The organism is Pasteurella skyensis, assembly GCF_013377295.1.
GTDB lineage: Bacteria > Pseudomonadota > Gammaproteobacteria > Enterobacterales > Pasteurellaceae > Phocoenobacter > Phocoenobacter skyensis.
This window is the reverse complement of record NZ_CP016180.1, coordinates 135958-147547: the sequence shown is the minus strand read 5'-3', so window position 1 is coordinate 147547 and position 11590 is coordinate 135958. Positions and strand designations below refer to the sequence as shown.

The 11590-nt window shown below is 36.8% G+C and carries 9 protein-coding genes, 1 tRNA gene, 1 rRNA gene and 1 pseudogene; 3 read left to right on the top strand and 9 right to left on the bottom strand.

Annotation, left to right across the window (positions count from 1 at the left end; genetic code table 11):
* Positions 1 to 48: 48 nt before the first annotated feature.
* The 4 genes from A6B44_RS00670 to A6B44_RS00655 form a co-directional block, all read right to left on the bottom strand.
* A tRNA-Glu gene (locus A6B44_RS00670) sits at positions 49 to 124 on the bottom strand.
* Between the two features lie 89 nt (positions 125 to 213).
* Positions 214 to 1756 (bottom strand): 16S ribosomal RNA (locus A6B44_RS00665).
* Between the two features lie 333 nt (positions 1757 to 2089).
* Positions 2090 to 2902: a bifunctional DNA-formamidopyrimidine glycosylase/DNA-(apurinic or apyrimidinic site) lyase gene (gene mutM / locus A6B44_RS00660; RefSeq protein ID WP_090921175.1), complete on the bottom strand. Its 813-nt coding sequence runs from the start codon at positions 2900 to 2902 to the stop codon at positions 2090 to 2092.
* 90 nt (positions 2903 to 2992) lie between these two features.
* Positions 2993 to 4036, bottom strand: coding sequence for an extracellular solute-binding protein (locus tag A6B44_RS00655; protein WP_246253118.1), 1044 nt, complete (start codon positions 4034 to 4036; stop codon positions 2993 to 2995).
* 174 nt (positions 4037 to 4210) lie between these two features.
* Between A6B44_RS00655 and A6B44_RS00650 the strand changes: the two genes are divergently transcribed.
* Entirely contained in the window at positions 4211 to 5134 is a 924-nt protein-coding gene (locus A6B44_RS00650; RefSeq protein ID WP_090921171.1) for a TrmH family RNA methyltransferase, read from the top strand.
* 79 nt (positions 5135 to 5213) lie between these two features.
* Here A6B44_RS00650 and A6B44_RS00645 read toward each other — a convergent pair whose 3' ends face one another.
* The 5 genes and pseudogenes from A6B44_RS00645 to A6B44_RS00625 form a co-directional block, all read right to left on the bottom strand.
* Positions 5214 to 5825, bottom strand: coding sequence for a YcxB family protein (locus tag A6B44_RS00645; RefSeq protein ID WP_090921170.1), 612 nt, complete (start codon positions 5823 to 5825; stop codon positions 5214 to 5216).
* A 102-nt stretch (positions 5826 to 5927) separates the two neighbouring features.
* On the bottom strand, positions 5928 to 6851 hold the full coding sequence (locus tag A6B44_RS00640) for a hypothetical protein (protein WP_090921167.1): 924 nt from the start codon (positions 6849 to 6851) through the stop codon (positions 5928 to 5930).
* 198 nt (positions 6852 to 7049) lie between these two features.
* Positions 7050 to 7184: pseudogene (locus A6B44_RS00635) on the bottom strand (IS1595 family transposase); the annotation flags it as partial.
* Positions 7185 to 7257: 73 nt separating this feature from the next.
* Positions 7258 to 8391, bottom strand: a complete 1134-nt coding sequence (locus tag A6B44_RS00630) for a glycerate kinase (RefSeq protein ID WP_090921165.1) — start codon at positions 8389 to 8391, stop codon at positions 7258 to 7260.
* 16 nt (positions 8392 to 8407) lie between these two features.
* The gene (locus tag A6B44_RS00625; RefSeq protein ID WP_090921163.1) at positions 8408 to 8869 is read right to left on the bottom strand and encodes an Lrp/AsnC family transcriptional regulator; all 462 of its coding nucleotides are present in this window, start codon (positions 8867 to 8869) and stop codon (positions 8408 to 8410) included.
* Between the two features lie 192 nt (positions 8870 to 9061).
* Here A6B44_RS00625 and A6B44_RS00620 point away from each other — a divergent pair, with 192 nt between their 5' ends.
* Both A6B44_RS00620 and A6B44_RS00615 read left to right on the top strand, forming a co-directional pair.
* A complete protein-coding gene (locus tag A6B44_RS00620) occupies positions 9062 to 10201 on the top strand; it encodes a trans-sulfuration enzyme family protein (RefSeq protein WP_090921161.1) in 1140 nt (379 codons plus the stop codon).
* A gap of 94 nt (positions 10202 to 10295) precedes the next feature.
* Positions 10296 to 11588 carry an SLC5/6 family protein gene (locus A6B44_RS00615; RefSeq protein ID WP_090921159.1) on the top strand — a complete coding sequence of 431 codons (1293 nt, stop codon included), beginning with the start codon at positions 10296 to 10298 and terminating at the stop codon, positions 11586 to 11588.
* Positions 11589 to 11590: the final 2 nt, after the last annotated feature.

Sequence of the window (11590 nt, the reverse complement as noted above, 5' to 3'; positions counted from 1 at the left end):
CTTGTTTCCAATTTTTTAAAGAACAATAAGATAATAAATACCTTTAAATGGCGTCCCCAGGGGGATTCGAACCCCCGTTACCGCCGTGAAAGGGCGATGTCCTAGGCCTCTAGACGATGGGGACAACATTTAGAGATATTCTTATCTCTTTATTTGTCTCTTAACTATTTCTATCAAACAATCTGTGTGAACACTCGCTGTCGCTTATTCTGGTAAGGAGGTGATCCAACCGCAGGTTCCCCTACGGTTACCTTGTTACGACTTCACCCCAGTCATGAATCATACCGTGGTAAACGCCCCCCCGAAGGTTAAGCTATCTACTTCTGGTACAACCCACTCCCATGGTGTGACGGGCGGTGTGTACAAGGCCCGGGAACGTATTCACCGCGACATTCTGATTCGCGATTACTAGCGATTCCGACTTCATGGAGTCGAGTTGCAGACTCCAATCCGGACTTAGACGTACTTTCTGAGATTCGCTCACCATCGCTGGCTCGCCGCCCTCTGTATACGCCATTGTAGCACGTGTGTAGCCCTACTCGTAAGGGCCATGATGACTTGACGTCATCCCCACCTTCCTCCAGTTTATCACTGGCAGTCTCCTTTGAGTTCTCAGCATTACCTGCTAGCAACAAAGGATAGGGGTTGCGCTCGTTGCGGGACTTAACCCAACATTTCACAACACGAGCTGACGACAGCCATGCAGCACCTGTCTCATAGCTCCCGAAGGCACAAGTTCATCTCTGAGCTCTTCTATGGATGTCAAGAGTAGGTAAGGTTCTTCGCGTTGCATCGAATTAAACCACATGCTCCACCGCTTGTGCGGGCCCCCGTCAATTCATTTGAGTTTTAACCTTGCGGCCGTACTCCCCAGGCGGTCAATTTATCGCGTTAGCTACGGGCGCCAGTCTTAAAGACCAACCCCCAAATTGACATCGTTTACAGCGTGGACTACCAGGGTATCTAATCCTGTTTGCTACCCACGCTTTCGCACCTCAGCGTCAGTCTCTCTCCAAGGGGCTGCCTTCGCCTTCGGTATTCCTCCACATCTCTACGCATTTCACCGCTACACGTGGAATTCTACCCCTCCCTAGAGGACTCTAGTCGCCCAGTCTCAAATGCAATTCCCAAGTTAAGCTCGGGGCTTTCACATCTGACTTAGACAACCGCCTGCGTGCCCTTTACGCCCAGTTATTCCGATTAACGCTCGCACCCTCCGTATTACCGCGGCTGCTGGCACGGAGTTAGCCGGTGCTTCTTCTGCGACTAACGTCAATTGCTACACCTATTAGATATAGCACCTTCCTCATCGCTGAAAGAACTTTACAACCCGAAAGCCTTCTTCATTCACGCGGCATGGCTGCATCAGGCTTGCGCCCATTGTGCAATATTCCCCACTGCTGCCTCCCGTAGGAGTCTGGACCGTGTCTCAGTTCCAGTGTGGCTGGTCATCCTCTCAAACCAGCTAGAGATCGTCAGCTTGGTGAGCCTTTACCTCACCAACTACCTAATCTCACTTGGGCTCATCTTATGGCATATGGTCCGAAGATCCCATACTTTAATCTTTCGATATTACGCGGTATTAGCTACAGTTTCCCGTAGTTATCCCCCTCCATAAGGCAGATTCCCAAGCATTACTCACCCGTCCGCCACTCGTCAGCAAGAAAAGCAAGCTTTTCTCCTGTTACCGTTCGACTTGCATGTGTTAAGCCTGCCGCCAGCGTTCAATCTGAGCCATGATCAAACTCTTCAATTAAAAGTTTAATCGCTCAATAAACTGACATAGAATTTTTATTAAATAAATTTTCAGTGACACTTATTAAGACTTCTTTATTTCAAATATTTTTTTCAAATAAGTCAATCAACAAGTGCCCACACAGATTGTCTGATAAATTGTTAAAGAGCAAAAAACAACGACGCACCAGTTAAAACTTCGTTTCACAACAGTGCGTCGTTGTGTGTGGCGTATTATAGAGATTTTTAAAGGCGACGCAAGTACTTTTTGCAAAATTTTTTAAAATTTCTTTTAATCGACCATTTTTAATTCAATTCGAATGTTTTTTGTAAATTTTTGACAAAATGTGACCGCTTATTTTTGACAATAATCACAATAAAATGTATTTCGTTGCCCTATTATTTTTGTTTTAATTAGATTGTGGCACTGATTACATTCTTCTCCTTTACGCCCATAAACCTGTAGAACTTGGGCAAAATAACCTGGTTTGCCATCTGGTTGCACAAAATCTTTTAATGTTGTACCACCTTGCTCAATCGCATTGGCTAATACTTGCTTAATTATTGTCACTAATGTATCAGCTTGTGACTTTGTTAAGGTGCAAGCTAATCGCTCAGGCAGAATTTTTGCGAGAAATAAACTTTCGCACGCATAAATATTTCCCACGCCAACCACAACCGCATTATCCATTATGAACTTTTTAACCGCCACTTTTCTATTTATACTCTTCTTATATAAGTAATCGCCATTAAATTCTACTGAAAGGGGTTCTAATCCAAGTTTTTGCAAAATTGATAATTGATCCGCTCGCTCAGCCCATAGCCACGCACCAAATCGGCGTGGGTCGTTATAGCGTAAAACAAGACCATCTTGCGTGATCAGATCAACATGATCGTGCTTACCCACTTCTTTTGTTTCTTTTTCTAAAATACTTAATGAACCTGACATTCCAAGATGAATAATAATCTCACCCTTTGTGGTATGAATAATCAGATATTTGGCTCGGCGTGAAATTGCGGTAATTTGGGCGTTTTGCATTTCGGTTAATTCATCACTGACTAGCCAACGCAGTTGCTTTTGGCGAATAATAATCTCTTTTATGGTTTTTCCCACGAGATAAGGAGATACTCCACGCACACTGGTTTCAACTTCAGGTAATTCTGGCATCTATTATCTCCATTAAAAAAGCAACAAATTGTAAATTTTTATTAAAATCTAACCGCTTGTTGCTTTTATACAAAACTAAATAATAATTGACTAGTTACTGGTTCTTAATTTATTCCAGTATTTTTCATACACTTCAATCGCATCACCTACATCTGCTTGAGAAATACCTTTTTCAAGTTCTGCTTTTGGTGGGAATAATACTTTATCCGCTAATTGTTCTGGGGTTAGTAACTCTCTTACACCTTCGTTTGGCATTGAGAAACCTAATTTTTCAATTATCACTTTTGCACTTTCTGGGCGTAGTAAGAAGTCAATAAATTTATAGGCAGCGGCTTTATTTTTAGCAGTTTTTGGAATGGCGTAGTTATCCATCCATACAATCACACCCTCTTTTGGATAAACAAAAGTTAAGTTTGGATCTTCTTTTTTTCCTAAATATGCAGAGCCATTCCAAATCATTCCGATTGATACTTCGCCTTGTAAAAATGGCATTTCAGGTGCATCAGAATTAAAGGTTAAGACATTTGGAATTAAACTTGTTAAACGCTCATAAGCAGTTTTAATCTCTTCTGGATTGGTTGTGTTTGGTGATTTTCCATCTAATAAGAGCGCCATATGAAACACTTCTCGGGAGTCATTCGTGAGTTGTAGTAACCCTTTATATTCAGGCTTCCATAAATCTGCCCAACTTGTTACTTTGGCTGGATCAATTTCTGCTTTATTGACGCCAATACCTGTTAAACCAAAAATATAAGGTAGTGAATAATCATTTTTAGGGTCAAAGCTTTGTCCCATTAATTCTTTGCTCACATATTTAAAATTAGTTAATTTAGTTTTATCTAATTTTTCTAGCATACCTTCTTTTGCCATTTTGCTCACATAATAGCTTGAAGGAAAAATGATATCATAGCCACTCGTTCCTTGAGTGAGTTTTAGTTTTGAATACATTTCTTCATTACTTTCAAAAGTAGAATAAATAACTTCAATACCCGTTTCTTCGGTAAATTGTGCTAACAATGAAGAAGGAACGTACTCTGTCCAGTTGTACACATAAAGTTTATCTGTTGCTTGTGCAGATAATGTTACACCTAATGCAATGGTGGTGGAGAAAAGCATTTTGATGAATTTTTTCAATTTTATATCCTCAAATTAAAATAATTATTACAATCCGTTGTCAGTATAACTCGCAATCACTGTCTTTTCTATGATAAGCGGTCACATTTTCACTATTTTTTACAAAACTTCTATAAAAAGTAAGTTCTCACTTGCTATAATAGAAATTAATTATTCCCTATTAGAGAACATTATATGAACCATAAACCAAAGTTCAAAACTCGTGAACACAAAGCATTTAAATCAAAGACTGATCAACAACCTAAACATAACTATTCTCGTGTAGCTAAAAAAGCTGGCACATTAGAGGGAAAAGTGACGATTCGAGTAAAAGGCAGTGAAAAACAAACGGGAGCATTATCTCCTCGAGCGCCTGAAAAGATTCGTAAAAATCGCAATGAGGAAATGAAAGTGTATGGTGAAAATAGTTGCAATGCTGTTTTTAACCAACGCCCTGACTCTATCGTTCGTTTATGGGCAACCATTGCAATGGCGAAAAAACAAGGCGATTTATTAAGTTACCTTGCTGAAAATAAAAAAGCGTACCATATTGTTGATAATGAAGAATTAATGAAGGTTACTGGTACTGAGCATCACGGCGGTATTTGTTTACTTGTCAAAAAAGCCAAAACATTTTCTCTGGAGGGTTATCTTAGTGTCTTAAAGCAACAGGATTGCCTGATATTATTAGATGATGTAAATAACGCTCAAAATATTGGTGGAATCATCAGAACCTGCGCTTTCTATGGTGTAAAAGGAATCATTACGGAAAATAGTAATATTATAAATTCTAGCAATTCGGCACGTGTAGCAGAAGGTGGATTGGAATTTGTTCGTGTATTAGAAACTAAACATAAGCAAATAGCACTTACCCAATTAAGAAAAGCAGGGTATCAGATTATTCATTTAACACATAATAAAAAAACACCTTTCTTTTTTAAAACAAAAATAGCGAATAAAGTTGTTTTTGTTCTTAGTGAAATTATTTCTAATGAAATCGACTATCCAGAAGATACTACAGTTCAACTTTCAGTGGTTAATCCTCTACAAAGTGGGCTTAATGTAGCAGTAAACAGTGGTGTTTTACTTGCTCATTGGTATCATTTGAATCGAATTTAAAAAATTGAAGAGAACCCTAAAGTTAGAGATTACTTTAGGGTTCATAAAAAATTTGCAAATTTCTAATCACATCGTACCGCTATTTTATTTGGCGTTGATTAAACTCTTCTACTAGAAAATCCTTTAAAATTATATAATCTCCCTCATTGAAACTTGATTTAGGAATAACAGAATATTGTTTTTTCCCAACTATTAAAATTAAAGTATTGTCACTTTCTAAAAAATCGTTATAAAAACGCCATTCAATATCAGATTTTATATTGTTCGTTTCATAATGAATCCCTGTATTGGAAAATCTTACTTTTTGAATATGCTTAAACTTATCTGTCATTTTAAATCTGATGATATATATAAGCTTTCCAATTGCAAGAAATCCCATAAAATCAAGTAGACCAATTAAAATAAAAAGAAAGGCGTAAATAATAAATTCATCAGATAAATGAATGTAGAATGTATATATACCCAGTGACACCCCAAAAAGCATTGCAAGGATGGCCACAACTTTATCTACTTTATGAAACACTGTCGTTTTTTCATAAGTTGTATAAGCTTCAAGATGATCTTTAAGCGTAGCCATATATTCTATTTCTATTTCTTTCATCTGCTTTTCACCTCTCTCTAAATCATTTGCCATTCTTGAAATCGTGTCTTCTTCATCACCCAATACTGCGTCTAATTGTTTAATATTCATTTTAAGATCCTCGTTAATTAATTTTAATGTAAAAAACTTCGTAAATCGTGAAATTTACGAGGAAGATGAATAAAACAGTCTCTTTATCATTATTCTAAACCACTATTTATTATCCCTATTATCAAGAAGACCATAGTCAAAATGTTCATCTTCGGGATTTTTCTGCAACCATTCCTGAATTTGTCTTTCGGTGCGTTCTTCATTATAGCCCCGTGTCGGGAACAGCGTAAATTGATAAAAAAAGTTAATAAAATCAGTTTTAATTCGACCTGTTTTTTTAAAATAATGTTGATATGCCTCAGGGTTATCGGTGCTTAAATAGTCATTTAAAAAAGCCTTTAAGACGTGATTTTGAAATGGACAAGCAGGTTTAAAAATCCCAACGCTAAACCGACGCGTCGTTGGTTTTTTAGCATGCGATAAAGTAAAACGTAAACCACCGTCACAAGGGTGGCGTATCCACGGCTGATGCATATCGGTATCAAGATATTCCATCACCTTATGATGCTGGCGGGCATAATCAGGATACCTGTCAATATATAATTGCCCAAAATTAACGAAATACACTAAACGCCGTCTTCTATCAATACGCAATGGTCGCCATTTCGGTGAGGCAACCCATAAAAATAATAATATCGGTAAAGCAATAAAAAATGCCCCTGTGTAGCGGGCATAACTATGCTCTCTTACCATACCTTTGCGATATTCTTCATAAGACCTAAATTCATCCAAAGCCCCTTGTCTTTCATAAACGCCTCGAAGGTCTTCATAATGAGGTTTTAGATATATATCAGGAGAAATTGCCCATTGCATATCACGATAAATCCTATCCTGTGTGATAATGCTTGTGACCATTAAACATAAAACCACAATAAACCATATCCATGCGCCATCGGCTTTAAAATTACCGTCATTATAACGGCGGATTTCAATGACATCATCGTCCAGTCGTTTAATATTACGGGCAATGGTATCAGGGGTATAGCCGTCTTTGATACATTCTTCTAATGTTTTTTCCTTTGCCATTTTCAACCTCTCTTTTTATACGTAATATGATTTTCAAAATAGTCTGCCCAAAAACTACCCCAAAGACTGCTAACATCTTCGCCTAGATTATGGAGACAGGTTTTTCAGAATAGATGATCACCAAATGATCTAGCCGCACTAAGACTAAGTTCAATATAACCTTCTTCTTCTTCAACATATTTTTTAAGCTCTAGCCTAACCATTATAACCATCACTGTAAATAACACTATCAATAGAAACCTTGCCTAGAATAACCGCCTGTAATGTCTGTTTCTTGCCGTCTGGAATAGTCTCAGTACAAACCCTGCTATTACGTTCAAAAACTCCAAATAGCTAAAAGAAAACCAAGCGGTACGATCCAAACGAAAATTTGCAAATTTATGTGACAATCTTACCGCTTATCATACTAATAAGAGAATTTATATAACCTCGCTACATTTTGAGCTGTAGAAATAAGATTGAGTTTTCCCTGTTGTAAAACCTCTTCCAATGTTCCTAGACGATGAATAATAGGAAAAACACTGTCAATTCCATATTGATAAACCACCTCGTAATCTTCACTCAAGCAACCTACAATGGCAATCACTGGCTTATTAAATTGCTTTGCAATTTTCGCAACACCAATGGGCGTTTTACCATAAATACTTTGAGCATCCATTCTGCCTTCACCTGTGATGACTAAATCAGCTTGTTCAACATAGCTTGCTAATGATGTTGCCTCAATCACAATATCCACACCGGCTTTTAAATTTACATTTGGCAACAGTAATAAGCCACCACCCATTCCTCCTGCCGCACCAGCTCCTTTCTTATGTTTAATGTCAAGCTGTAACTGTTGTTGTACAATATTCGCAAAGTGGTTTAAAGCAAAATCTAATTGTTTAACCATTTCAGGTGTCGCTCCTTTTTGTGGGGAGAAAATAGCACTTGCACCGTTCTCACCACATAATGGATTATTTACATCACAAGCAACCTCAAATTGAATATTCTTTAGACGAGGATCTAACCTAGATAAATCAATATCCACTATTTCTGCTAAACATTCACCTCCAAAACCAATATCCTGACATAATGTGTTTAAAAACTTCGCACCTAGAGCTTGTAGCATTCCCACTCCACCATCATTGGTTGCACTGCCACCAATACCGAGAATAATTTTTTCTATCCCATAATCTAATGCCGCTTTTATTAATTCCCCTGTGCCAAAAGAGGTGGTTTTTAAAGGGTTGCGTTGTGTAGTTGGTACGAGGTGTAATCCTGACGCTGCTGACATTTCAATAAAGGCGGTTTTGTGATCGCTAGATAATCCAAAGAAACTATTTACTTTATTACCTAAAGGAGCGGTTACTTTAACTTCAATCAGCTCACCTTGTGTTGCATCAATTAAAGATTGCACCGTTCCTTCTCCACCATCAGCCATTGGAATTTTGATGTATTCTGCCTCTGGATATATTCGTACAAAGCCTTCTTCAATCGCATTGGCGACTTCTAATGCCGTTAGGCTCTCTTTAAATGAATCAGGTGCAATTAAGATTTTCATTTTAATAATTTTTTAGTTAAATGGGTAATTCATATGTATGTTTAAGCTCTTCCATCGCAAATGTAGAAGTCACATCTGTTAAACCTTCTACTTCTCTTACTAATTTTTTATAGAAAATATCAAAAGCGTGAATATCTTTCACTCGTACTTGCATTAAATAATCATATTCTCCTGCCATTCGATAAAAAGCAGTCACTTCAGGAAAATCTATAATTGTTTTTGAGAACTTGTGATACCATTGTGCAGAGTGATCTCTTGTTTTTATTCGAACAAAGCCAATAAGACTTAAATCCACTTTATTTGCATCTATCAATACAACTCGATTACTAATAATTTTAAGTTCTTCAAGGCGATGGATACGTCGCCAACAAGGTGTAGTCGTTAAATTGACCTTTTCCGCTAAATCTGTAATCGAAATAGAGGCATCTTTTTGTAATAACCTTAGAATCTGTCTATCTATTTTATCAAGTCTGTACACTGTAATTATCCTTAAATGATGAAAATCATAAGTTCGTTTAGTTGTAGGAAAATATTCTCTATATAGAAAGCATATTAGAATTTTATTTTAAAATTTGTGGAAATCAAGTAAAAATGGAGAAAAATTTTTTGGCTGTTTGAGAGTATAATTGCACTACTAATAATAACTAACAAACAAAAAAGAGGTGGTTTTATGAAATTTGGAACTCAAGTTTTACACGGCTATAATATGCTCGATCCTGAAACAGGGGCATCGTCCATTTCTATTTGCCAAGCATCAACCTTTCATCAGAAAGAGATTGATAATTTACAAAAATATATGTATTCGAGATTTGGTAATCCTACTCGTGAAGCATTAGAAGAAGCCATCGCTAGCCTAGAACAAGGAAAATATGCGGTGGCTTTTGCGTCTGGGGTGGCAGCAATTTCTGCGGTATTGTTACTGTTTTCTAAAGGTGATCATATCGTAATGTGTAAAGATGTTTACGGTGGCACATTCCAGCTAGTTAGTGATCTACTTCCACGTTTTGGCATTGATGTGAGTTTCGTTGATGAAACAGATCTTGCAGAATGGGAAAAAGCGATTAAACCAAATACCAAAGCCTTTTATATGGAAACCCCATCCAACCCAACTTTAAAAATAACGGATATTCAAGGTGTGGTTGAAATAGCAAAAAAACATAATGTTTTGACTATTATTGATAACACATTTATGACTCCACAATATCAACAACCGCTTACGATGGGAGTAGATATTGTGATTCAAAGTGCAACTAAATTCTTAAATGGACATAGTGATGTTATTTTAGGGGCTGTAGTAGTCAATGATGAAGGGCTTTATGAAAAATTACACAAGCAACAAATTATGCTAGGTGGATTACCAGGTATTGAAGAAAGTTGGTTAGTAATGCGTGGTATCAAAACAATGGCAATTAGAATGGAGAAAAGCACGCAAACTGCATTAAAAATTGCTCAACTACTTGAAAACCATCCTAAAGTTAAAAAAGTTTACTATCCGGGTTTAGAAAGTCACGAAGGCTATGAAATTCATAAAAAACAAGCATCTAGTGGTGGGGCTGTGCTTTCTTTTGATTTAGGTAGCATTGAAAATACGAAGAAATTTACATCAGTCTTAGAATATCCTATCGTTGCTGTGAGCTTGGGTGGAGTGGAGTCTATACTCTCTTATCCTGCAAAAATGTCACACGCCAGTGTGCCTGAAGAAGAAAGATTAAAACAAGGTATTACAGAAGGGTTGGTTCGTTTATCAGTTGGTATTGAAGACACAGACGATCTGATTGAGGACATTAAAAACGCACTGGATAATATCTAAGTAGTTTAACAATCAAGCAGTGCTTTTTATGTAAAAATTACTGCTTAATACAGCATTATAAAACAATAATTTTTTAATAATAAAGGAGTAATGTATGAGTAATCAAACAAACTACGAAAAAGCTGGTATGACAAAGCAGCAATGGAAAGAAGCTATTAAGTTTGATAGTGTTGATATCGGCTGGATAGTAATGAGTATCGGGATGGCGATAGGTGCTGGAATCGTCTTTCTTCCTGTGCAAGTCGGAATAATGGGAATATGGGTTTTCCTTCTTTCTGCTCTCATTGGTTATCCTGCTTTATATCTTTTCCAAAACCTTTTCATCAACACACTTGCCGAATCTAAAAAATGTACCGATTATACTGGTGTAATTTCAGGTTACCTTGGTAAAAACTGGGGAATTGGATTGGGTGTTTTATATTTTATTATGCTTGTAATTTGGGTGCTTGTGTATTCATTAGCGGTAACCAATGATAGTGCCTCTTATCTACAATCTTTTGGAATCACAGAAACCAAATTAAGTGATAATATTTTCTATGGATTAGCTTTAATTTGTGTACTTTCTTTTATTGCATCTAAAGGCGAGAAGTTACTCTTTAAATTATCTGGTTTTATGGCAGTTACCGTATTATCACTGGTTGCTATAATGGGTATTCTGCTTGTTTCTCGTTGGGATCTATCTAATATTCCAGCAATGGGAAATTGGGGAAGTATGATAAAAGATGCCATTATTACTCTTCCATTTACTCTAACGTCTATTTTATTCTTACAATCTTTAAGCCCAATGGTAATTTCTTACCGCTCACACGAAAAATCAATTGAAGTGGCTCGCTATAAAGCATCACGTGCAATGCGAGTTTCTTTTGTAATTTTATTCGTAGTGGTATTCTTCTATGCAGTTTCATTTACTTTAGCAATTAGCCAAGAACAAGCAATCAGTGCAAAAGAGCAAAATATTTCATCATTAGCGATTATTGCTCAATTTATACCAGGTAGCTGGGCGACGATTACTGGTATTGTTATTAATATCTTTGCGATTGTGACATCTTTCTTTGGGGTATTCTTAGGATTTAGAGAAGCTTGTACAGGTATTGTAATGAACGTTTTACTGCGTAAATATGAAGAAGAAAATATAAACAAACCACTTATTGATAAACTGGTTGTTGCATTTATTATTCTTATTTGCTGGGGAACAATCGTCACCAATTTCCCAATTTTGAGCTTTACATCAATTTGTAGCCCAATTTTTGGTTTAGTTGGCTGTTTAATTCCTGCATATCTTGTGTATAAAATGCCACATTTACACCATTATAAAGGATTAGCAACAAATGTAATTATATTTACTGGAATACTACTTTGTATTTCACCATTACTTGCTTTTCTTTAGTT

Excerpts from the sequence above, each read along its gene's own strand:
- A6B44_RS00645 (WP_090921170.1), bottom strand. The coding sequence starts at position 5,825 with ATGAATATTAAACAATTAGACGCAGTATTGGGTGATGAAGAAGACACG.
- A6B44_RS00630 (WP_090921165.1), bottom strand. The coding sequence starts at position 8,391 with ATGAAAATCTTAATTGCACCTGATTCATTTAAAGAGAGCCTAACGGCA.
- A6B44_RS00640 (WP_090921167.1), bottom strand. The coding sequence starts at position 6,851 with ATGGCAAAGGAAAAAACATTAGAAGAATGTATCAAAGACGGCTATACC.
- A6B44_RS00650 (WP_090921171.1), top strand. The coding sequence starts at position 4,211 with ATGAACCATAAACCAAAGTTCAAAACTCGTGAACACAAAGCATTTAAA.
- A6B44_RS00615 (WP_090921159.1), top strand. The coding sequence starts at position 10,296 with ATGAGTAATCAAACAAACTACGAAAAAGCTGGTATGACAAAGCAGCAA.
- mutM (WP_090921175.1), bottom strand. The coding sequence starts at position 2,902 with ATGCCAGAATTACCTGAAGTTGAAACCAGTGTGCGTGGAGTATCTCCT.
- A6B44_RS00620 (WP_090921161.1), top strand. The coding sequence starts at position 9,062 with ATGAAATTTGGAACTCAAGTTTTACACGGCTATAATATGCTCGATCCT.